Consider the following 24,348-nt stretch of genomic DNA (forward strand, 5'->3'; position numbering starts at 1 on the left):
TCAATATTGCTGACAATGGACTGTGCGCATTATGAATAAACTTTGCTATCGCCTTATCTTCAACCGGGTTCGCGGCATGTTAATGGTGGTGTCCGACATCACCCGCAGCGGCTATTCGCGCGTTGCCCGCAGCCCGAAACGCACCTCACTGTCAGAGACACGGGTAAAGATCTCACCGCTCAGCTTTGCACTCTGGCTGGTGGCTGGGTTAATCAGCCTGCCAGCGCAGGCTAACATTGTGGCCGACAGCAGCGCGCCGGGCAGCCAGCAGCCTACCGTTATGGCCACTGCCAACGGTCTGCCGCAAATTAACATTCAGACGCCCAACAGCCAGGGCGTTTCCCGCAATCAGTACAGCCAGCTCGACGTCGATGCGCGTGGCGCAATCCTCAACAACAGTCATCAGAACACCGCGACTCAGCTGGGCGGTATGGTGGCGGCAAACCCCTGGCTGTCAAAGCAGGAAGCGACGGTCATCCTCAATGAGGTGAACAGCCGTAACCCGAGCCAGCTGAACGGCTTTATCGAAGTGGCGGGTAAACGGGCGGCGGTAGTGATTGCTAACCCTTCAGGCATCACCTGTAACGGCTGCGGATTTATCAATGCCAGCCGCAATACGCTCACCACCGGGCAGGCGCTGATCGAAAATGGTCAGCTTAAAGGCTTCGATGTGAATGGCGGCCGCATCAATATCGAAGGTAAAGGCCTGAATGACAGCGATGCGGACTACACCCAGATCATTGCGCAGTCGGTAGCGGTGAACGCCAGAGTGCATGCCCGTGAACTTAATGTGGTCACGGGCAGGAACCAGGTCGCGACTGAAAGTAACGTCACGACGGTTAAAGCGGATGATGGGGCGACACGGCCTGAGTTTGCGCTTGATGTGGCGGCAATTGGCGGCATGTATGCCAATAAAATTACCCTGACCGGGACTGAAAAGGGCGTTGGCGTGCGGAATGCCGGTGAACTGGGGGCCAGCGCCGGTGAGCTGCATCTGACGGTGGATGGCCGGCTGGAGAACAGCGGCACGCTGCAAAGTCAGGCCGCACTGCAGATAGCCAGCAATGGCGACCAGGATAACCGCGGGAATATCGTCTCACAGCAGGATGTTACGCTGACGTCCGGCGGTACGCTGCGCAACAGCGGTCTGGTGAGCGCGGGCAGAAACGCCACGCTCTCTGCCGGCACCCTGCAGAGTAGCGCTGAAAGCACGCTGGCGGCAGGCGTTGACGGCAACGGTACACTGAGTCAGCCCGGCAATCTGCTGCTGAACAGTCAGGGCGAGCTGAAAGCTCAGGGTAAAAATCTGGCGCATGACCAGATTCAGGCGCGGGGCAGCCGGGTCGATCTGGCCGGCAGTCAGACCTCAGCCGATGCGATTGCGCTGACCTCCATCCAGGCGGATATCAGTACCCAGGGTGCAACGGTAGCGGGCCGCACGCTCGGGATCCAGGCCGCAACAGCGCTTAACAATGATGATGGCAAACTGTCTGCTGGCAGCCTGGCCATCACAGCCCAAAACGTCAGTAACAATCGCGGTCTGCTGCGCCAGCAGAACCGTGAAGCGCTGACTCTCTCCACCGGTTCATTACTCAACAATCAGGGTACGCTGAGCAATGAAGGCGATACCCGGCTGCAGGCACAGCACATTGAAAATCGCGGTGGACTCATCGCAGGCAACGGTGATTCGCTGCAGCTTGATACGCCATGGCTGGATAATCAGGGCGGCACGGTGCAGCTGGCGGGCAACGGCGCGCTGACCCTTAATGCAACCCGGCTTGAAGGCAATAAGGGCAATCTGCTGTCAGCGGGTGCGTTAACGCTCAGCGGTAACAGGATAGATCTCTCAGAGGGACATACCCAGGCAGAGGCGCTGACGCTGACGGCGGGCACGCTGGATCACCATCAGGGTCTGCTGTCGCAGCGTGGCACAGGCGAGATGGCGATTGCGGTTTCAGGTGATGCAGACAACCGTGGTGGACGGATAGAGAGCGGCGGTAATCTGCGCGTCACATCAGCCAGCCTGGATAACAGTGGCGGGACGCTACTGGCGGCGGGCAGCGGCGATCTGCAACTGCAGGTTCAGGAAACCCTGACGAACGTACAGGGGGCGCTGCAGGCCAGCCACAATCTGCAACTTAATAGTGCTGGCCTGAGTAACCAGCAAGGTCGCATCACTGCCATCAGCGGCGATGCCACATTAACGACCAGTCAGGCTATCGATAATGAGCAGGGCCGCATCGAAGCGGGCCAGCAACTCACCCTGCGCAGCCAGGGAGTAGATAACCACAGCGGAACCGTGCTCGGTGATGGGGTAACCCTCGATACCCAACAGGGCCAGATCGGTAACACCGGTGGAAATCTGGTGGCCCGGCGCGATTTGAAGATCTCCAGCGGTAAAACGGACAATAGCACCGGCCTGATACAGTCCGGCGGCGATCTGGCGATCAATACTCACGACCAGGCCCTGATCAATCGTGACAGCGGTAAAGCCGGAATAGTCAGCGGCGGCGCACTTGCCATCACCAGCGGCGACTTTGATAACCAGAACGGCGTAATAGCAGCGGCCTCGGCAGCGACGATCAGTAGTGCAGGTGTGACCAACGGTGACGGCACGCTGCTGTCGGATGGCGCACTCACGCTGAACAGTGGCGCGTTCGATAATCAGCGCGGCCTGATCCAGTCCGGTGCATCGCTGTCGCTGGACACCCACGGCGCGCAGCTGACCAACACGGCCAGTGGCGACCGCGGCGGCATTGTGGCGCGCGGTGATCTGCAACTTTTAACCGGAACGATTGCGGGCGACCACGGCGTCATTCAGGGACAAAACCTGTTCATTGATAGCCGGGGCCAGGCTGTCGATATTGAAGCGGGGCTGGTCAGTGCCAGAGGGGAAGTGCAGCTGAGTAGCGGTGCGCTGAATAATCGCGCCGGACGGCTCCAGGCTGGCGGTGATATGCAGCTGGATACGCAGGGAGAGGCGCTGAATAACGCGGCATCCGGCGTTATGGTGGCGGGCGGCAATCTGCGCGTGAGCAGCGGTGTTATCAACAACAGCGGCGGTTCACTGGTCTCGGCGGGCAACGCCCAGCTCAACAGCGGTGCATTGAATAATGCAGATGGCACCCTCACTGCCGATCGTACGCTGACGCTGGAGAGCGGCAGCGTGGATAACCAGCATGGCCTGCTGCAGGCGGGTGAAGCGCTGTCGCTGAACACCCATGGCGCGCAACTGACCAATACCGCCAGCGGTGAACAAGGGGGGATCGTTGCGGGTGGCGATCTGCTCCTCTCCACGGGCCAGATCGATGGCCAGAACGGGGTGATGCTGGGCCAGAATGTCCGCATCAACACCCATCAGCAGACCTTCGATCATCAGCAGGGGCAACTGGGCGCTAAAGGTACACTGCAACTGGACAGCGGGCTGCTCAACAACCGTGCAGGCAGGATTGAGTCGGGTGGCGATCTCAATCTGGATACCCATGGCAACGATCTCATTAACCGTGACAGTGGAGCGGCAGGCGGCCTGTTCAGTGCGGGTATCCTGAAGCTCTACAGCGGCACGCTGGATAACCTGCGCGGCTTTATCACCGGCAGCAAAGGGGCACAGATTGCGGCAGGCGACATTCACAACCAGTCCGGCACGCTGACGGGCGGTAAAGGACGGCTTGATCTCACCAGTGGCGAGCTGCAAAACCAGGGCGGTCTGTTACAGGCCGGCAGCGACATGACGCTGGACACCCAGGGCCACGCCCTGATCAATCGCGACAGTGGCAGTCAGCGCGGCATCGTTGCCCTGAACAGTCTGGATTTGCGCAGCGGTGCGATTGATAACCAGACGGGCTTTATTGCCGCCGGAAACCAGGCCACGATCGGTGCCTCTGAGCTGAACAACAGTCAGGGACAAATCGCAGGTAATGGCGGGCTGTTGTTCAGCGGTCAGGCACTGAACAACAGTGACGGTAAACTACAGTCGGCGGGGGATATCACCCTTAACACATCCGGCCAGACGCTGGCTAACCAGCGCGGACTGATTGCCAGTGGCGGTAACCTTCACATCGACAGTGGCGCGCTGGATAACCAGCAGGGGCAGATACAGGGCGGCACCGATCTGACGCTCAATGCGGGACAAAATGCGCTGTTTAATCAGACAGGCAAACTCCTCTCGGCAGGCACGCTATCACTGACGGCAGGTCAGCTCACCAACAGCGACGGGCTGGTGCAAAGCGTCGGTGACGGCATACTGTCGCTGAGCCAGCAACTGGATAACCGCAGCGGGCTGATTCAGGGCGGCCAGCAGATGACGATTACCACGCCATCGCTGATCAACCGCGATACCCGACAGAGCGGCAAAGGAATCGAAGCGGGCAGCTTAACCCTCGAAGCCGATACCCTGGATAACAGCCAGGGTGCGTTACGTGCAAACCAGCGGCTGGCATTAATCGTGCAGCAGGCGCTGGACAACGTCAGCGGGCTGATCTCTTCCGCCGATACCCTGACCATCCAGCAGAGTGCGCCAGCCCGGTCTGCGGCCTCTAAAATCCAGCAGCGTCGGATGCTGGCTATCAATAATGCGCCGGGTCAGACGCTGATTATCAACAACCAGCAGGGCACCCTGATCGCCGATCACGACGCGCAGATCAACGCGGCTGCACTCAGCGGCGACGGGCAGGTGTTATCGCAGGGCGATCTTGGCATCACCCTGGCGGGTGATTTCCACAATACCTCGTCGGTCAAAGCCAACGGCATACTGCGCCTGACGACAGGGGGTGACGTCACCAACGACGGCACCCTCGCGGCCCAGCAATCGCTGTACCTGACTGCACAGAATGTCAATAACCAGGCTGGTGGTGAGATCAGCGGCGGACAGACTGACATCACGGCAGCGGATACCCTGAATAATCGTGGTCTGATTGACGGTGGCCTGACGCATCTGGTGGCGGGCGTTCTGAATAACAGCGGCACTGGTCGCATCTTTGGTGATCACATTGCCATTGCGGCTTCGTTGCTCAATAACCTCAGTGAAGAGGGCAAAGCGGCGGTGATTGCTGCCCGACAGCGACTGGATATCGGGGCGGGCACCCTGAATAATCGTGACCATGCGCTGATTTACAGTGATGGCGATCTGCATATTGGCGGCCAGCTGGAAGCGAATTATCAGGCCACCGGACAGGGGCAGCAGCTCAACAATGACGGGGCAACCATTGAGGCCGGGCAGGATGCCACGATCAGCATGGCGGAAATCAACAATACCAACCGTCATCTGACCACGCAGGTCGTTACGACTGAAGATAGCCAGCACCATGACGCGGTGCTAAAAGGCCATACTGACCGCTTCGACTGGGCCAAAGTGGACACCAGCAAAAAAAATAAATATGGCGTGCACACGGCAAAAATGCCGGACGGCACCAGCGGCAGCGAGTTTTATGAGTATGACTACCGAAGGGTAGTGAAAGAAACCCAGATCCAGGAGAGCGATCCGGGCAAAATTCTGTCGGGCGGAAATATGACCTTTAGCGCCGGCCGTCTCAATAATCAGGACAGTCAGATTGTCGCAGGAGCCGTACTGGGCGGTCAGATAGGTGAGCTGAATAATCAGGCGACGAAAGGAACGCGCGTCACCACGGACGACGGGAAATCGGTGCGCTGGTACGCGAAAAAGAAGAAAAAGAAATTTGGCGGGACCGAAACTTCGCAGGGCAAGGATCGGAAAACCTATCGCCCGGCCCCTGTAACGGAAACCATCGATCTGCAGACGCTGAGCTGGCAGGCGAATGCCGCGCCGCAGGGCAATGGCTACCAGACCGGCAACCGACAGCAGCAGGGTGTCACTGCGCAGGCCGACAGTATTGGCTCGCCTTCTCTTCAGCAGGCGGTTACCGCCGTGGCGCTGAGTGCCACGGATAGCGGCAGTACCTTACTGCCCGCCGGATTGCGCTATGACAGCGCACTGACGCTGGACAAACTCGGCAGCCTCAAAGACCGGCCGCTGCTGTTACCTGCCGGGCAGCAGTTCTCGCTGACGCTGCCCGCGAAGGTGGTCGATGGACAGACGATTACGCCGGTGATCCGCGCCGTCTCACCGGACATCCGTCTGCCGGATAACAGCCTCTACCAGTTGCAACCCGGCAGTGACAGCCTCTACCTGGTTGAGACCGATCCGCGCTTTGTGAATCAGAAACAGTGGCTCAGCAGCGACTATATGCAGAATGCCCTGACCACCGACAGCAGCCTGATTCTGAAGCGGCTGGGTGATGGTTATTACGAGCAGCGGCTGGTGCGTGATCAGATTATTCAGCTGACCGGCAACCGCTATATCAGCGGATATGGCAGCGATGAAGATCAGTATCGCGGGCTGATGAATAATGGGGTAGCCTTTGGCAAAGCCTACAACCTGGAACTCGGCGTGGCGCTGACCCCGGCACAGATGGCACTGCTCACCAGCGACATCGTCTGGCTGGTGAACCAGACCGTAACGCTGCCGGATGGCACACAGCAGAACGTACTGGTGCCGCAGGTTTATGCGAAGGTAAAACAGGGTGACTTAACCGGCGACGGCGCGTTGATCGGGGGCGGTAGCGTGGCGCTGAATGCCCGCGACGACATCACCAACAGCGGGACCATTCAGGGACGTGATGTGACGCAGCTGACGGCGCAGTCGCTGACTAACAGCGGTTACATCAGCGGCAACACCGTTAATCTTACCGCCCGCCAGGATATCACTAACCTCGGCGGTACCCTGCGTGGCGACAGTCAGCTTACGCTGCTGGCGGGGCGCGACATCACCAGCCAGTCCACGCTGCGCGGCGACGGCACCGACCGCTGGATCGATCGTCCGGCCGGTATCTACGTGCAGGGCAGTGACGGTGCGCTGACGCTGAGTGCACTGAACAATATCACTCTGGCCGCCAGCGATATCGGCAACGCCGGAGAGAAGAGCACCACGAACATTCAGGCGGGCAATGACCTGACGCTCGGCACCCTCAGCACGCAGCACAGTGAAGACGATAGCTGGAACAGCAGCAACTACCGTCGCCTGTCACAGCAGAGTGATGTCGGAACACGCATCAGCGCCGGTGGCGCACTGCAGCTGAGTGCCGGACAGGATATCCGCGCGACCGCCGCTGACGTCACGGCGGGCGGTGCACTGACCGCCAGTGCCGGACGCGACATCGTGCTCAGCGCGGGCAACAGCCGGACCGATCTCACCGAACACAGTAAGCAGACCAGCAAAGGACTGCTGTCGGGCAGCAGTCTGGAAACTCACGACGAGCTGCACAGCAGTCAGGCGCTCAGCACCACGCTGAGCGGCGACAGCGTCCGGCTTCAGGCGGGCCGCGATATTGCCGTGACCGGCAGCAACGTCGCTGGTACGCAGGATGTGGCGCTGACGGCGGGCCGCGATCTCAGCATCACGACCGCCACAGAAACGAATAATGAAGTGCATCAGCGCGAGGAGAAAAAATCGGGCCTGATGGGCAGCGGCGGCATCGGTTTCACCGTGGGTCAGGCAATGCAGAAGAGCAGCACCGACGCCAGCGGCGCACTTAACCGGGGCAGCACGGTGGGCAGCAGCGACGGGAGCGTGACTCTCAGCGCCGGTAATCAGCTTACCGTGCACGGCAGCGACGTGATCGCCGGTAAAGATCTCTCCCTGAGCGGCAGCGACGTGACCGTCAGCGCAGCCGAAAACAGCCACACCGCGCTGACGAAGACCGAGCAGAAACAGAGCGGTCTGACGCTTGCGCTGTCCGGCACGGTGGGCGCGGCGCTGAACACGGCGGTGCAGACCGCCCGCACCGCCGATGAGAGCGATGATGGCCGGCTGAAGGCACTGCAGGGCACCAAAGCGGCGCTGACTGCAGCGCAGGCCGCGCAGGCTTACCAGATGGACGGCGCGCAGACCGACGCGGCGAACGCTAGAAACACCGCTTCGGGCCTGAAGCCGGGCCAGGAAGGTTATGAAGAAGGCTCGACCAGCTCGGTCGGCATCAGCCTCTCGTACGGCAGCCAGTCGTCGAAAAGCGAGACCCGCTCCGAAAGCCGCGAGGCGCAGGGCAGTACGCTGGGCGCGGGCGGTAACCTGAACATCACCGCCACCGGCGCGCAGCCGGGCAGCGCGGGCGATATCCTCGTGCAGGGCAGTCAGCTGCAGGCGGTGGGCGACCTCGCGCTGACGGCGAAAAACGACATCAGCCTGCTCTCTGCGCAGAACAGCGAGCGCACCGACAGCACTAACAGCAGCAAGGGCGGCAGCGTCGGCATCGGGCTGACTGCCGGATCGGGCGGCTACGGCATCAGCGTGTCGGCCAGCGTCAACGCGGGCAAAGGCCGCGCAAACGGCAACGGGCTGACCCACACCGAGACCACGCTCACGGCGGGCAACGGGCTGAGCCTGAACGCCGGGCGCGACACCACGCTGACCGGGGCACAGGTGCGCGGCGACAGCGTTAAGGTCGACACCGGCCGCAACCTGACGCTGACCTCAGAGCAGGACAGCGACCGCTACGACAGTAAGCAGCAGAACGCCAGCGCGGGCGGCAGCTTCACCTTCGGCTCGATGACCGGGTCGGCGAGCGTGAACCTCAGCCAGGACAAAATGCACAGCAACTGGCAGAGCGTGGCCGAACAGACCGGCATCTTTGCCGGTAAGGGCGGCTTTGACGTGACGGCCGGTGAGCACACCCAGCTCAACGGTGCGGTCATCAGCTCTGCGGCGACCGCCGATAAAAACCGGCTCGACACCGGCACGCTGGGCTTCAGCAACATTGAGAACCACGCAGACTACAAAACCGAACACCAGAGCGTGGGGATGAGCACCGGCGGCAGCATCGGCAGCCAGTTTGAGGGCAACATGGCGAACGGCCTGCTGGCGGGGCTGAACGGCAGCGGGAGCGCCTCGTCGGTGACGAAGGCGGCGGTAAGCGACGGCACGATTGTTATCCGGGATAAGGCGAATCAGACGCAGGACGTGTCGGCGCTGAGCCGCGACGCAGAGGGGGCGAATCCGGGGCTGGATAAAATCTTCGATAAGGATAGAGAGCAGCGCCGGATGGAGACGGCGCAGCTGCTGGCGGAAATCGGCAGCCAGGCGGGCGACATCGCGCGGACGCAGGGCGAGATAGCGGCGACAAAGGCCGCTACTGAGAAGATGAAAAACATCTCGCCGGACCAGAGAAAGGACGCCGAAGCGCAGTGGCGGAAGGCGAATCCGGGTCATGAACCCACCACGGCCGACATCACCGGTCAGGTGTATCAGACGCTGTACAACCGGGCGATGCTGGACAGCGGAATGGGAACCGGCGGGGCAGTGCAGCAGGGTATCAGCGCGGCGACGGCGGCGATACAGGGGCTGGCGGGAGGCAACATCGCCCAGGCCGTGAGCGGGGCGGCGGCACCGTACCTGGCGGAGCAGATACATACGCTGACGACCACGAAAGGCCCGGACGGTAAGGATGTGGTGAACGTTCAGGCGAACCTGATAGCGCACGCGGTGGTGGGTGCGGTGACGGCATACGCATCGGGCAACGCGGCACTGGCGGGTGCCTCGGGCGCGGCGATGGGCGAGTACATCGCGCAGCAGATGTATCCGGGTGTTAAGCGCGAGGACCTGAGTGAGGAGCAGCGCCAGACGATAAGCGCGCTGGGAACGCTGGCGGCGGGCCTTGCGGGCGGCATTGCCGGCGACAGCGTCGGCAATGCGGTGGCGGGCGCGCAGGCGGGTAAAAATGCGGTTGAGAATAACTCACTGTCCGGTGATCAGGCTCGTGCTACAGCTAAGCAGGCTGCCGAATCTATGAAGGATCAGGTCAGGGAAACGCTGGGTGAAGGTACAACCTCTTCTATTGCCAATGGCATTATCAACGCTCTTGCGGATACCGGCGATGCGGCATTAGGTGGAGCGGATTACGTAGCGGATGCGGCAATGGCGCTGGCATCATGTGCAACCAGGGACGGTTACTGTGATACGGCGCTTAATGACCTGTCCGGTAAGAATCAGGCGGTGGCAGACAGCGTTAAGGCGCTAATGAGCAGTGATACCTGGTCTGCGGTAGCTGATACTATTAAGCAGGCATCCGAAGGAAACCAGGTGGCGCTGGAAGCGACGGGCGGGATGCTGGCCGGGATTATATTGCCGGGCAAGAAAGTGCCAGGTACCCTGAAGACTGTTGATCCGACGATTAAGATAGCTACGGGCGCAACTGTTGGTGATTTTGAGGCCAGTTTATTTAAATTACCCCCAGGAGAGCGAGTTGCTATAGTCAAGCAAACGGCAGCTAAAGTTGTTGCAGAACATGGACTGATTAAAGACAGCAAGCTGACTAAAATTAATAACCGCGATGTATATCGTGGGACGGATGGAAATCTTTATGCGCTTGATACACAACATGGACGTTTTGAAGTAGTTACCCCACAGGGGAAACATGTCATGGAAGTTAACTTCGCCATGAAAGAAATTCCTGATAGCAAAGATAAATCTGGCGGACATAACTTGAGGGTTAAATGATGGAGCATACTAAGCTATTAAATTATCCAGAGAAGTCTATCCGGCGAGGAAGGGTTTTTAGATTGCCAGCGGTGTGGCCTTATGAAGATATTGTAGATTTTATGGTAATTGACTTAGCACACACTCATGGCTTAGTTGTATCCTCTGGATTTAAAGCAGGTTCAATCTTAGTGGAATTACCATCAGAAAGTGCTTCTTCAGAAGGCCATGCTTTAAGTACTGAATGGGTGATTAAAAATTGGGCTAAGTGGATATATCCCGAATGTGCTGTTGAAGACGTTTATATCATTGACCAATATACAGTAACGGCCTTTAGAAAATAATGTAAACCATCCTGTATTAATCCCGGCCTGCCGAGCCGGGATTTTTTTATCTGCCTGTCACTCTTCAGCCAGCCGGAGAATCAGCTGCCCCGGCCCAGTGATCACCTCGATCTTCTGCCCGGTCGTAAATCCCAGCGTTTCCAGCCAGCGACCTTTAATGGTCAGTTGTGGCAGCGGGTTCGGCTGGCCTTTATTAGGCCGGTACCCCACTTTGTAATAATGCACCTGCGATTCGCTGGCGGTAGTTGTGGGCATGTGCGTCTCTGGCTTATGATGCGTATCAGCCATGATCAACTCCTTATCAGTTGGTTGTGGTCAGCGGGCTGTTGGTGTTCCACCACCTTCAGTCCGCGCTAAAATCTCTCGTTACGCTCTTCCTCTCCTGTTTTCTCCTGTTCAAATATACACCTTCCGTCGGGTAAACTCGCTGAAAGCGAAGTAGTAAATTGCGAGCCGTCTCTGATAAACGGATTCTTTTTTCCGGTCTGCATTTCGCTTATCCCTTCTTCATATCGCCTTACGGAATATTCTTTCCCGGCTGAATATCACACTATGATTCCGCATTAACCAGCCTTCATTCTGTCTTACTGATTACGCCTTGCCTCCACTAAAGTCGGTAATAAAGGCTGCGACGTGACGCAGCTGTAACATGACTGCGGATGAGCACATCCGGCAGAAGGGAGCATTGACAGCCTCCATAGCTACAGTAAATAAAAATCGTTCCGGCATCAGATTGCAGAACTCCGGCAACATTGCGAAATATGTGCACTGCACAACAGAGCACACTGGTGGGAGCATAAGCATTGGCAGTCAGTTTCAGGTCAGCATTTTTGAATAAGTGCAGGTGTAACTCGCCAATTGCTATTTTCCATACAGGTCAATTTAAATAGATCTGTAACTCAGAGTCTGAATAAAGGGGAATCTTGCGGTCAGATTGAGAATCCGTGTTAATAGACGGTATAAAACCGTGTGGTTTTTTGGATGTATTAGGGATAATATTTCGGTGATTTTTCTTTTTTTTTGTGGCGATGCGGTCTTGATACCTCTGATTATTTTTGGTCTAATAATGCCCTGAAAATGGATTAATAAATAAAGTACATTAGTTATTCAGGTGGTGAAATTCCTGACTTAACTCAAATTAAATGGACGAAATGCCATTGTGAACGAGTGGGATTTAAATCCCAGATTTCCACAGGTCAGCCTGTTTTAAAACACCCGGGTATAAACAGATGCACTCCGACCCTGTCTGAGCATAAGGCGCGGAGCGCTAAAGGAAATTCCTGGCCGGTACAGGCGGATTGATAAAACGATAACCAGTCCGTCGGGTATGGGTGATTCAGGGAACGAAGTCCTGCGATAAGCGCAGGGAAATAATGTTAAATTATGAAAAGGAATTAACCAGATGACCTCTAAGTTAACGATGCTGGCATTACTGTGTGGCGGTTTGTTCGTGGGCAGCAATGCGCTGGCTGACAATCACACTGTCTCGATCGGCTATGCTCAAAGCAAAGTTGATGACTTCAAAAACATTCGCGGTGTCAATGTTCAGTATCGCTATGAGTGGGACTCTCCTCTCAGCGTTATTGGTTCGTTCAGCTATCTGAAAGGCGATCAAAGTTTTTCTGAGCGCGAAGATTTTTATGGCGATGTCAGCGGGTATGACGGCAAAACTAAAGTGAAATATTACTCACTGATGGCTGGTCCGGCATATCGTATCAATGACTATGTCAGCTTCTATGGATTGGTCGGTGTTGCCCATACCAAAGTGGATGAGAACGTGACTTATCTCGGAGCGTATTCCGAAGATTATAGCGAAAATAAATCCTCTTTTGTCTATGGCGCAGGTATTGTCGTGAATCCAGTCAGCAACCTCTCTGTGAGCGTTGGCTATGAAGGTACTCGCGTGAAATATAACGAAGATGTTGCTATCAATGGTTTCAACATTGGTATCGGCTACCGTTTCTGATTTAACGCTAAAATCTGCAACCCTGATCATCTGGTCAGGGTTGTTTTTTTGCGGCCTGTGAAGGGTAAGATTTAATGAATCTCAGGTCTTAGTTAGTTGTCAGATATAGATACCTTATTTTATTTTCCTCGCAGGATTAATAAAGTCTTTGCACAATGATTTGGCCAGCCATTTTGTTTAATAGTTGCATCGCCCCATAAAGACTGTGCAACGCAACAGGCACCCGGCTCCGACATCATTAAAATAATCCCATTTTTATTTCAGTTAAATTAAGGACAATAAACAATGGCGGCAAAAATCATCATCTCCGGATTGATAGCACTATTATTGAGTGGCTGCACCGCAGGTTTCAGACCTTCTCTGGATGATTATAAAGGACAGGATGCGGCCCGGATTCGCGTCGCCTCAGAGGGCAATACGGCTCTTCAGTTCTTTGAAAAGCAGGGTTCAGGTTGCTATAAAAAAGTACTGGAACGCCGTATTACTTCTGGCTTTGCCATTCTGGGTATCCCTGTCACAGGGAATAAACGAATAGGTATGCCAGCCTCATCTGATAATAATGGTGTTTTCATCAATGAGTTCACCCTGAAGCCGGGACAAATGATTCGGATCATCCACTACTGGACTGAGACTGGGTACTACCAGAACACTCAAAAATCTGCCACTGCTGAATTTATTCCTCAGGCTAACCATGACTACGATATCGTGGTCAGAGGCTCTGAATATTCAGGCGATAGCGTGTCCATCAAAAATCTCACTCCAGACGGCGCCGTAGTGGGCTGGAGCGACGTGAAGGAATGCCCGTCAGAGAGTATTTTTGATTAGTTTTCTCTTCCTTCATTCCTGAAGCCTGGTTGCTTCAGCAATAAATGTCCACGTTTACGGCATAGTCAGTAACCTGCTTACAGGTAGCGATGGAAATGCCGTTACCAGAACAGGCAGTCAGCGTCTTTATAACGCTTTGTAAAGGCTTATCACATTGATTTAAATACTTAAATTTCTGGCTTAAATCGGTACCAGTAATAATTCGCTGTACCTCAGAACTCTCCTAAAAACTGGCCCTGATAGCAAAGTGACCAATTTCCTCCATTTATCTGATGTTGCATTTTCGGTCCATCTGTAAAACTTCATCTCAACAAACACGGCGCGTCGCGCACGCCGGTTATACCTCAGTTACTGAGGATGCTTTAACAGCAGGATTGCGCGGTAACACTTTTCAGGAGGAACTTCCTGTGAATAAATCAATGTTAGCGGGTATCGGTATTGGTGTGGCAGCAGCGCTGGGTGTTGCCGCCGTAGCAGGCATGAACGTGTTTGATCGCGGTCCTCAATACGCTCAGGTACTGGCTGCAACGCCAATCAAAGAGAGCATCAGACAGCCACGTCAGGAGTGCCGTAATGTCACACTGACGCATCGTCGGGCCGTACAGGATGAAAACCGTCTTGCTGGCTCTGTATTAGGTGCAGTGGCAGGTGGAGTGCTGGGTCACCAGTTCGGTGGCGGTCGTGGTAAGGATGTTGCGACGGTAGCAGGTGCATTGGCAGGCGGTTATGCGGGTAATCAGGTCCAGGGCGGACTGCAGGATCGTGATACCTACACGACAACCGAACAGCGCTGTAAAACAGTGTATGACAAACAAGAGAAAAAACTGGGATATGACGTGACCTATAAAATAGGCGATCAGCAGGGTAAAATCCGTATGGAAAATGACCCCGGCACGCGTATTCCACTGGATCGCAATGGTCAGCTGATTCTCAACGGTGACCAGGCGTAATTGGGCAAAGCTTTGCCGCACTCGCGGCCACACAGCACGACGTAATGAAAAAGGCGCATCTCAAAGATGCGCCTTTTTTATCGCCATTTTCCCGCACTTTACCGATTAGCTCAGCAAAGCGCGGGCAGAGGGTTACGCCTGATGCTCAGCCAGTTGTGAAACGAAGCCCTGCACCCAATCCATACGGATTTTTCTTTCCGACAGCTCGCGGGTAAATCGCAGGCGTGTTGGCCCATCCAGTTTCCACTGCTGCGGCTCTTTCTGCAGCAGACTAATCAGCCATGCCGGATCGACCTTGTTCTGCGGCGCAAAATCGAAATAGCCACCTTTGTCGCTGGCTTCAATCTTACGCAGACCGACCGCGCGGGCTTTCAGGCGAATAATCGCCACGTCCAGCAGATTACGCGCAGGGTCAGGCAGCAGGCCGAAGCGGTCGATCATCTCAACTTTCAGCTCCTGCAACTCCTCTTCAACCTCCGCGCTGGCAATGCGCTTATAAAGTGAAAGACGGGTGCTGACATCCGGGATAAAGATCTCGGGCAGCAGCGCTGGCATGCGAAGTTCCACCTCGGTCTGGTTGCTGGTGAGATCCTCCAGTGATGGCTCGCGACCCTCTTTCAGCGCATCCACGGCATTCTCCAGCAGCTCCATGTAGAGCGTGAAGCCCAGCGTCTCCATCTGTCCGCTCTGCTCATCACCCAGCAGTTCGCCCGCTCCGCGAATTTCCAGGTCATGGGTTGCCAGCGCAAAGCCGGCGCCCAGATCTTCAAGTGAGGCGATCGCCTCCAGGCGTTTATGCGCGTCCGTGGTCATAGACTTCGGATGCGGCGTCAACAGCCAGGCGTAAGCCTGATGATGCGAACGACCGACGCGACCACGCAGCTGATGCAGCTGCGCCAGACCAAAGTGATCGGCCCGCTCAATGATGATGGTGTTCGCGGTCGGAATGTCGATCCCGGTTTCGATGATGGTGGTACAGACCAGCACGTTGAAACGCTGATGATGGAAATCGTTCATCACCCGCTCCAGCTCACGCTCACGCATCTGTCCATGACCAATCGCTACCCGCGCTTCCGGCACCAGATCGCTGAGACGCTGCGCCGCTTTCTCAATATTTTCGACGTCGTTGTAGAGGTAGTAAACCTGGCCGCCACGCAGAACTTCACGCAGAATCGCTTCACGGATCACCAGATCGTCGTATTCACGGACAAAGGTTTTCACCGCTAAACGGCGGGCAGGCGGGGTAGCGATAATCGAGAGATCGCGCATGCCGCTCATAGCCATATTCAGGGTGCGCGGGATCGGTGTGGCGGTAAGGGTGAGGATGTCCACATCCGCACGCATCGCCTTGATGCGCTCTTTGTGACGCACTCCGAACCGGTGCTCTTCATCGACAATCAGCAGGCCGAGATCGTGCCACTTGAGGTCACTCATCAGTAGTTTGTGGGTGCCGATCAAAATGTCGATCTTGCCATCGCTGGCCTGTTCCAGCACCTGCGCCTGCTCTTTGGCGGTACGGAAGCGGGAAAGCATCTCAATGCGAACCGGCCAGTTGGCGAAGCGATCGCGGAAGTTATCGTAGTGCTGCTGTGCCAGCAGGGTTGTCGGCACCAGTACGGCCACCTGTTTATGGTTCTCGATGGCGAGAAACGCGGCGCGCATCGCCACTTCGGTTTTACCGAAGCCCACGTCGCCGCACACCAGTCGATCCATCGCCAGCGGCTGACACATATCGCTCAATACGGCGTTGATCGCCTGCGCCTGATCGGGTGTGGTCTCAAACGGGAAACTTTCGCAGAACAGCTGATACTGCTCACGGTCATGCTTAAAGGCAAAACCGGTTTTAGCGGCGCGCTGGGCATAGATGTCCAGCAGCTCAGCTGCTACATCGCGTACTTTCTCCGCCGCTTTCTGCCGCGCGCGTGACCAGGCGTCACTGCCCAGCTTGTGCAGCGGCGCGTTATCGTCAGCCCCGCCCGCATAGCGGCTGATCAGGTGCAGCGATGAAACCGGCACATAGAGTTTGGCGTCGTTGGCATAGGAGAGCATCAGGTATTCCGCCTCAATGCCGCCTGCTTCCAGCGTAGTCAGGCCGATATAGCGGCCCACGCCGTGCTCCAGATGCACTACCGGCTGGCCGGGATGCAGCTCCGCCAGGTTACGGATCAGAATGTCCGGGTTAATGGTGCGACGGGTATCCTGACGGCGACGGCTGACGCGTTCGCCCAGCAGATCGCTTTCGCAAATCAGGGCACGGTTGCCCTGGGTATCGATAAAACCGCGCTCGCTGGCGCCGATCATCAGCGAAAAACGATCGCCGACGGTTTCATCAAAACGGTGCACCGGCTGAGGACGCAGTTTAATCCGTGCCAGCAGCTCCTGCAGGCTCTCGCGACGGCCTTCACTTTCTACCGAGAAGACCACGGCGCCGCTGAAGGTCTCAATAAACTGCCGCAGATGATCGAGCGGCGCTTTCGCCTGCGCCTGAACGGTGAGGTCTGGCAGCGGGGTATAGCCGAGATTGGTGTTGGCGGCTTTAGCGGGCAGCACCTCATTGGTCATCTGGATACGCGGCCAGGCTTTCAGTTCACCCATTAATGCATCGGGACGCAGCCACAGTGTAACCGGCTCCAGCAGCGGACGCATCGGGTCCACGCGACGGTTCTCATAGCGCGCCTCAGCATCCTGCCAGAAGCGGCTGGCGCTGCCTTCAAGGTCGCCACAGTTCACAATCAGGGTGTTGTCAGGCAGATAGCTGAACAGGCTGGGTAACGGCTGTTCAAAGAACAGCGGCTGCCAGTATTCGATGCCCGCGGGTAGCGTGCCTTTGCTGACCTGCTGATAGATATGCTCCGACTCGCGGCGCACATCAAAAATTTCACGCCAGCGGCTGCGGAACAGCTCAATGGCGGCTTTGTCGCTGGGAAATTCATGCGCAGGCAGCAGGTTAATTTCCGGGACCGCTTCCAGCGTGCGCTGATTATCGACGTCGAACAGGCGCAGACTGTCGATCTCATCATCGAAAAAGTCAATGCGATAGGGCTGATCGCTGCCCATCGGGAACAGGTCGAGCAGGGCGCCGCGCGTGGCGTATTCGCCGTGCTCCATGACCTGATCGACATGACGATAACCCGCCTGCTCAAGCTGATCGCGCAGCCGGTCGCGTGAGAGCTTTTGTCCCTGCTTCATCACCAGCGCATGACCGTGCAGGAAACTGTGCGGACAGACGCGCTGCATCAGGGTGTTGACCGGCATGATCAGCATGCCGCTCTGCATCACCGGCAGCTGATAGAGGGTCGAGAGGCGCGCGGAGATAATATCCTGATGCGGCGAGAAGCTGTCATACGGCAGCGTCTCCCAGTCGGCGAGGTGCACCACCGGCAGATCGGTAAACTGACGGATTTCATCCAGCAGACGCAGGGCGGTTTGGGTATCGGGGGTAATCATCAATACCGGGCCAGCATGACGTTCGGTAATGCTGGCACACTCTACCGCATGTGCAGCGCCGATGAGCTGGCCGAGCTGGCGGTGATCGCCGGATTTAACGGGCAGGGTATAACGAGTCTGTTCGGGCATGGGATCTCGGGGTTGCTCCATTTTTCCAGGACGTAATCATTCCATATTATGTCAGGGGGATCACCTTTGCGGCACAATTTTCCTGCCGCGCCGCGCTGAACACGGGGATCGGTCAGCCATTACCGGGCGTCGGCGATAATACAGCGGATAGAGAGAGGATAGACGAGTCTGGAGCGGGATCAGAAAAAACCGCCGTCGCTCTGCAGCGACGGGGTTAAACGGGCATTCTATTTTATGGATTGCTGTGTGTAATACATGCGTGGGCGGTCGATATTTGCCCAGGATAACTCCTGCTCAGGATGATAGCTGAGGTTGCCGTCGTCCCACTTTACGTAGTAGCCGGCTGGTGCGCTTCCCTGCTCAAAGACGTTGATGATTTCGCCTCTGATTTCCCCGGATTGATGTTTAACAATACTGCCTTTGGGAAATTTCAACATGGTCGCTACCTCTATCGCTGTGCGATAAATACCCTCTTATCCTGTTACAGATTGTAGTCTACGCGCCAGGGCGCTGGATAATCAGCCAATAAGCGATGGCTTTATCGTCTATTCTGCGGCTTTGGTCGTGAATGTGACGTATCCTGACGCAACTTTGCTGCCGACTCAGAGGGTTAGAGGTTTCATAAAGCGAGCCGCTCCTTTATCATCCCCCTACCTATTTTCAGGCAACGGCTTACTGGATTCCATGTATCAACCTGTCGCGCTATTTATCGGTCTGCGTTACATGCGCGGACGAGCATCGGATCGCTTCGGTCGCTTTGTCTCCTGGCTCTCAACGATTGGCATTACGCTCGGCGTGCTGGCGATGGTCACTGTCTTATCGGTGATGAATGGTTTTGAGCGTGAACTCGAAGGCAATATTCTTGGGCTAATGCCTCAGGCGCTGATCACCAGCGATAAAGGCAGTCTCAATCCTCAACAGCAACCCGCTGACTCGCTGAATCTGCAGGGTGTCAGCCGCATCGCGCCGCTGACCACCGCCAGTGTGGTATTGCAAAGCCCGCACAGCGTCTCGGTTGGCGTAATGCTGGGCATTGAGCCGGATGAAAAGGATCCGCTGACGCCGTTCCTGGTGAACACCCAGCAGAGCGTGCTGCAGGCCGGGCAGTACAATGTGATCCTCGGTGAACAGCTGGCGTCACAGCTTGGCGTAAAACGTGGCGATCAGCTGCGTCTGATGGTGCCGTCGGTCAGCCAGTTTACCCCGATGGGACGCGTGCCGAGCCAGCGTCTGTTTACGGTGGCAGGCACCTATGCCGCCAACAGCGAAGTCGATGGTTATCAGATTCTGGTCAATCTTCAGGATGCGTCGCGCGTAATGCGCTATCCGGCCGGGAACATTACCGGCTGGCGGCTGTGGCTGGATAAACCGTTGTCGGTTGACAGCCTCAGCCAGCAGACACTGCCCCAGGGTCTTGTCTGGAAAGACTGGCGTGAGCGCAAAGGTGATCTCTTCCAGGCGGTGCGCATGGAGAAGAACATGATGGGCCTGCTGCTGAGCCTGATTATCGCTGTGGCCGCCTTTAACATCATCACCTCATTAGGCCTGCTGATCATGGAGAAGCAGGGCGAAGTGGCGATCCTGCAAACCCAGGGCCTGACGCGCCGGCAAATCGTGGCGGTGTTTATGGTGCAGGGTGCCAGCGCCGGGATTATCGGCACGCTGCTCGGCACGCTGCTCGGTGTGCTGCTCGCCAGCCAGCTCAACAATTTAATGCCGGTGATTGGCCTGTTCCTCGATGGTGCCGCGTTGCCGGTTGATATCAATGTGTGGCAGGTGGTCACCATCGCCCTCAGCGCGATGATTGTGGCGCTGCTGTCTACGCTCTATCCTTCGTGGCGCGCTGCCGCCGTTCAACCTGCTGAGGCTTTACGTTATGAGTAACACTCCTTTGTTGCAGTGCCGCGACCTGTGCAAACGCTATCAGGAAGGCAGCGTGCAGACCGATGTGCTGCGCAATGTGGCTTTCAGCCTCCAGCCCGGTGAACTGACGGCGATTGTCGGCAGCTCCGGTTCCGGTAAAAGTACGCTGCTGCATCTGCTCGGTGGTCTGGATGCGCCGACGTCGGGCGATGTGGTGTTTGATGGTCAGTCGCTGAACGCCATGTCCTCGTCGGCCAAAGCCGAGCTGCGTAACCGCGAGCTGGGCTTCATCTATCAGTTCCACCATCTGCTGCCAGACTTCAGCGCGCTGGAGAACGTGGCGATGCCGCTGCTGATTGGCAAAATCGCGAAAGCGGAAGCGCAGGAACGCGCCCGCGAGATGCTGGCCGCCGTTGGGCTGGACCACCGTGCCGCGCACCGGCCGTCTGAACTGTCCGGCGGCGAGCGTCAGCGCGTGGCGATCGCCCGTGCGCTGGTCAACCGACCACGGCTGGTGATGGCGGATGAGCCCACCGGTAACCTGGATGCGCGCAACGCCGACGCCATTTTTGAACTGTTGGGCGAGCTGAACGTCCGTCAGGGCACCGCCTTTCTGGTGGTGACGCACGATCTGATGCTGGCAAAACGCATGACGCGTCAGATGGAGATGCGTGATGGTCAGTTAAGCGATCAGCTCACTCTGGCAGGAGCGCTGTAATGGGTTCGTCGTTATCCCTGTTGCTGGGCCTGCGCTTCAGCCGTGGACGCCGTCGAGGCGGCATGGTTTCGCTGATTTCGGTGATCTCCACCATCGGGATTGCGCTGGGCGTGGCGGTGCTGATTATCGGCCTCAGCGCCATGAACGGTTTTGAGCGTGAGCTGAATAACCGCATTCTGGCGGTGGTGCCGCACGGTGAAATCGAGGCGGTTAATCAGCCGTTCCAGCACTGGCAGTCGATGATTGCGCCGATTGAAAAGGTGCCCGGCATTGCGGCGGCAGCCCCCTATGTCAACTTCACTGGCCTGATTGAGAGCGGTGCCCGGCTGGAAGCGCTGCAGGTGAAGGGCGTTGATCCTGCCCAGGAGCCGCGCCTCAGCGCACTGCCACAGTTTGTCGCCGGTAACGCCTGGTCCTCTTTTGCCGCCGGTAAGCAGCAGATCATTCTGGGCGGCGGCATTGCTGAATCGCTGAAGGTGAAGCAGGGCGACTGGATCACCATCATGATCCCGAATAACGATGGTGATAACAAACTGCTTCAGCCAAAACGCATTCGGCTGCAGGTCAGCGGTATCCTGCAACTCAGCGGCATGCTTGATCACAGTCTGGCGCTGGTGCCGCTGGCCGATGCGCAGCACTATCTGGATATGGGTGACAGCGTCTCTGGTATCGCGCTGAAGATGACCGACCCGTTCCAGGCCGTCAAACTGGTGCGCGATGCCGGTGAAGCAACCCGTTCTTACGTCTACATTAAGAGCTGGATTGGCACCTACGGCTATATGTACCGCGACATTCAGATGATCCGCGCCATCATGTATCTGGCGATGGTGCTGGTGATTGGTGTCGCCTGCTTTAACATCGTCTCCACGCTGGTGATGGCGGTGAAGGACAAGAGCAGCGATATCGCGGTGCTGCGTACCCTCGGCGCGAAAGACCGGCTGATCCGCGCCATCTTTATCTGGTACGGTTTGCTGGCGGGCCTGCTGGGCAGCGTCAGCGGCGTGGTCGCGGGCGTGCTGGTGGCGCTGAATCTGACCTCACTGGTGCGCGGGCTGGAGTCAATCACCGGTCATCATCTGCTGGCAGGAGATATCTACTTTATTGATTTCCTGCCCTCGGAACTGCACTGGATTGACGTGTTCTCAGTACTGATTACCGCCATTCTGCTGAGCCTGCTGGCGAGCTGGTATCCGGCCAGACGCGCCAGCCGCATTGACCCGGCTCGGGTATTAAGCGGTCAGTGATAAAAATGCGGCGCGAGTGATTTCGCGCCGCATCTGTTTAAGACCTTTGCTGTTGGGTCATGCCCTCAGCAACCGTTACTATCGGGTGATGTTAACCCGGAATCTGTTTAGAGCGGCTCGCCGCAGCTGCTACGCCAGGAGATTTTATGCGTACACCACGTCGCCGCATACGACTTGCCCGCCTGAAGAAAACCCGGAGAAAAGTGCATCAGCGCTTTCGCCAGCGCATTTTTGAGCGCGATCGTCAGGCCGAACTGGCCGCCCATCCCCAGCCGCATGTTGTGGTGCTGACCGGCGCAGGCATTTCCGCGGAGTCCGGCATCCGGACCTTCCGCGCGGCTGATGGCCTGTGGGAAGAGCACCACGTTGAAGACGTTGCCACGCCCGAAGGCTTTCAGCGCGATCCCGCGCTGGTGCAGCGTTTCTACAATGCGCGTCGTCAGCAGCTGCAGGAAGCCGACATCCAGCCTAATGCCGCCCATCTGGCGCTGGCGGAGCTGGAGCAGGTGTTAGGCGATAATTTCCTGCTGGTCACGCAAAACATCGACAACCTGCATGAGCGTGCCGGAAACAGCCGGGTGCTGCATATGCACGGTGAGCTGTTAAAGGTGCGCTGTGTCACCAGCGGTCAGGTGATTGAGTGGACCGGCGATATCACGCCGGACGATCGCTGCACCTGCTGTCAGTTCCCCTCTGCGCTGCGACCGCACGTGGTCTGGTTTGGCGAGATGCCGCTGGGTATGGAGCAGATTTACCAGGCGCTGGAACAGGCCGATTACTTTATCGCAATTGGCACGTCAGGCCATGTTTATCCGGCCGCGGGCTTTGTGCATGAGGCCAAACTGCAGGGCGCGCACACCGTTGAGCTGAACCTGGAGCCGAGCCAGGTGGGTAACGAGTTTGCCGAACGGCATTATGGCCTGGCGAGCAAAGTGGTGCCGGAGTTTGTTCATACCCTGCTGCGCGGGCTGTATAAGTAGGCGGGGCGGCGATGGCCGCCCGAGGTTGCTGACAAAGTCTGCCACGGCCAGCTGTAAGACCGTGTATGCACAGAGAACAAGGTCAGATCAGAAAGTCGCTTAAACCATTCATGGCCGCTCGTCCCGCGCGATGACGCACCTCATCCTTGAGGTGCGCCCGTTACCGGGCCAACGCGTTGCGTTGTTCAAAAACGCTCCCGGCGTTTTTATCCGGGCGGCGGGACGCTTTCCTCTTCTGACCGTGTTCCCTGCGCTTTATGCTAATGCGTTGCAGCCAGGGTCACCCAGCTTTGGCTTTGCCAGCAGTCTGCGGAGCGGCTAATGCCGCCCCTTTAATCAATTTTAACGGCCCGCTTTAAGCTGCTGGAACAGGGTTTCGTACTGAAGGCTGGCGTCGCCCACATCATCCTGCCATTCACCGTGCTTAATTACGTCAGCAGGTGGATAGAGTGACGGATCGTTCGCCACGGCGGGTGGCAGCAATGCCTTTGCCGCGAGGTTCGGTGTAGGATAGCCGATAGTTTCCGCCACTTTCGCCGCGACGTCAGGACGCAGCAGGAAGTTAATCAGCTTCAGCGCGCCCGCCTTGTTCTTCGCGTTAGCCGGTATCGCGAGGTTATCCATCCAGAAAATGCCGCCCTCTTCAGGCCAGACGATCGCTAACGGCGTGCCAGACTGACGTGCGACATACGCTGAGCCATTCCAGAGCATGCCCAGATTCACTTCGCCTTCCATAAAGGGATTACCCGGATTATCAGAGTTGAAGGCCAGCACATTGGGCATCAGCTTTTTCAGCTCAGAATAAGCGGCTTTGATCTGCTCAGGATCGCGGGTATTGCCGGAGTATCCCAGCTTGCGCAGCGCCATCTGGAACACTTCGCGCGCGTCGTCGGTCAGCAGCAGGCTTTGCTTATATTCCGGCTTCCACAGATCGGCCCAGCGGGTCACGCTTTTCACGTCGATCTCATCGGTATTGACACCGATTGCTGTCGCGCCCCAGATATAGGGAATCGAGTAGTTATTGTCAGGATCGAAGGGTTTATTCAGCAGGTCGGGATCAAGGTTGCTGAAGTTGCTGAGCTGGCTTTTGTCGATCTTCTGCAGCATCCCTTCGTTACGCATTTTTGCCACGAAGTAGGTTGACGGCACGACCAGATCGTAAGCGCCATCTTTCCAGGTTTTCAGTTTGGCGTACATGCTCTCATTGGATTCATAGGTCGAATAGATCACTTTAATGCCGGTCTCTTTCGTGAACTGCTCCAGCAGCCCCGGCGGCACATATTCGGTCCAGTTGTAAAAATAGAGGGTATTACTGTTGTCTGCCTGCGCCACGTTCATACCCAGCAACAGCGCACCTGCCGCCAGCCAGTGAGATCTCTTTTTCATCCTCAATCCT

At 56.9% G+C, this 24,348-nt stretch carries 13 protein-coding genes; 9 read left to right on the top strand and 4 right to left on the bottom strand.

The genetic code is table 11. The features are described from left to right. The first annotated feature begins 31 nt into the window (after positions 1 to 31). Both FA92_RS23225 and imm45 read left to right on the top strand, forming a co-directional pair. Entirely contained in the window at positions 32 to 10,507 is a 10,476-nt protein-coding gene (locus FA92_RS23225; RefSeq protein WP_072008948.1) for a hemagglutinin repeat-containing protein, read from the top strand. After that, positions 10,507 to 10,830, top strand: coding sequence for an Imm45 family immunity protein (gene imm45 / locus FA92_RS22495; protein ID WP_081917103.1), 324 nt, complete (start codon positions 10,507 to 10,509; stop codon positions 10,828 to 10,830). The genes FA92_RS23225 and imm45 overlap by 1 nt, the downstream gene beginning before the upstream one ends. 57 nt (positions 10,831 to 10,887) lie before the next feature. Here the strand turns inward: imm45 and FA92_RS05940 are convergent, their stop codons facing one another. Beyond that, a complete protein-coding gene (locus tag FA92_RS05940; RefSeq protein WP_033782658.1) occupies positions 10,888 to 11,118 on the bottom strand; it encodes a SymE family type I addiction module toxin in 231 nt (76 codons plus the stop codon). 1,114 nt (positions 11,119 to 12,232) lie between these two features. Between FA92_RS05940 and FA92_RS05945 the strand changes: the two genes are divergently transcribed. The 3 genes from FA92_RS05945 (at position 12,233) to FA92_RS05955 (ending at position 14,571) form a co-directional block, all read left to right on the top strand. Then, positions 12,233 to 12,796 (top strand): Ail/Lom family outer membrane beta-barrel protein, encoded by a 564-nt coding sequence (locus FA92_RS05945; protein WP_033782659.1) that lies wholly within the window; start codon positions 12,233 to 12,235, stop codon positions 12,794 to 12,796. Between the two features lie 285 nt (positions 12,797 to 13,081). Beyond that, complete coding sequence (locus FA92_RS05950; protein WP_033782661.1) at positions 13,082 to 13,621, top strand: hypothetical protein; 540 nt, start codon at positions 13,082 to 13,084, stop codon at positions 13,619 to 13,621. 407 nt (positions 13,622 to 14,028) lie between these two features. After that, positions 14,029 to 14,571 carry a glycine zipper 2TM domain-containing protein gene (locus FA92_RS05955; RefSeq protein ID WP_033732285.1) on the top strand — a complete coding sequence of 181 codons (543 nt, stop codon included), beginning with the start codon at positions 14,029 to 14,031 and terminating at the stop codon, positions 14,569 to 14,571. A 132-nt stretch (positions 14,572 to 14,703) separates the two neighbouring features. On the opposite strand, the gene mfd is transcribed toward FA92_RS05955, so the two are convergent. Further along, positions 14,704 to 18,147, bottom strand: a complete 3,444-nt coding sequence (gene mfd / locus FA92_RS05960) for a transcription-repair coupling factor (RefSeq protein WP_033782663.1) — start codon at positions 18,145 to 18,147, stop codon at positions 14,704 to 14,706. A 227-nt stretch (positions 18,148 to 18,374) separates the two neighbouring features. Then, positions 18,375 to 18,584 carry a hypothetical protein gene (locus FA92_RS05965; RefSeq protein WP_013357479.1) on the bottom strand — a complete coding sequence of 70 codons (210 nt, stop codon included), beginning with the start codon at positions 18,582 to 18,584 and terminating at the stop codon, positions 18,375 to 18,377. A 247-nt stretch (positions 18,585 to 18,831) separates the two neighbouring features. On the opposite strand from FA92_RS05965, the gene lolC reads away from it, so the two are divergent. The 4 genes from lolC to cobB all read left to right on the top strand — a co-directional run bounded on the left by lolC (position 18,832) and on the right by cobB (position 22,952). Then, the gene (lolC, locus tag FA92_RS05970) at positions 18,832 to 20,031 is read left to right on the top strand and encodes a lipoprotein-releasing ABC transporter permease subunit LolC (RefSeq protein WP_013357480.1); all 1,200 of its coding nucleotides are present in this window, start codon (positions 18,832 to 18,834) and stop codon (positions 20,029 to 20,031) included. Continuing rightward, positions 20,024 to 20,728: a lipoprotein-releasing ABC transporter ATP-binding protein LolD gene (lolD, locus tag FA92_RS05975; protein WP_013357481.1), complete on the top strand. Its 705-nt coding sequence runs from the start codon at positions 20,024 to 20,026 to the stop codon at positions 20,726 to 20,728. The genes lolC and lolD overlap by 8 nt, the downstream gene beginning before the upstream one ends. After that, on the top strand, positions 20,728 to 21,972 hold the full coding sequence (gene lolE, locus FA92_RS05980) for a lipoprotein-releasing ABC transporter permease subunit LolE (RefSeq protein WP_033782665.1): 1,245 nt from the start codon (positions 20,728 to 20,730) through the stop codon (positions 21,970 to 21,972). The genes lolD and lolE overlap by 1 nt, the downstream gene beginning before the upstream one ends. A 146-nt stretch (positions 21,973 to 22,118) precedes the next feature. Next, positions 22,119 to 22,952, top strand: a complete 834-nt coding sequence (gene cobB, locus FA92_RS05985) for a Sir2 family NAD+-dependent deacetylase (protein ID WP_033782666.1) — start codon at positions 22,119 to 22,121, stop codon at positions 22,950 to 22,952. 342 nt (positions 22,953 to 23,294) lie between these two features. On the opposite strand, the gene potD is transcribed toward cobB, so the two are convergent. Continuing rightward, positions 23,295 to 24,338: a spermidine/putrescine ABC transporter substrate-binding protein PotD gene (gene potD / locus FA92_RS05990; RefSeq protein WP_033782667.1), complete on the bottom strand. Its 1,044-nt coding sequence runs from the start codon at positions 24,336 to 24,338 to the stop codon at positions 23,295 to 23,297. Positions 24,339 to 24,348: the final 10 nt, after the last annotated feature.

It is taken from the genome of Pantoea sp. 9140, assembly GCF_000745295.1.
Classification (GTDB): Bacteria; Pseudomonadota; Gammaproteobacteria; order Enterobacterales; family Enterobacteriaceae; genus Pantoea; species Pantoea vagans.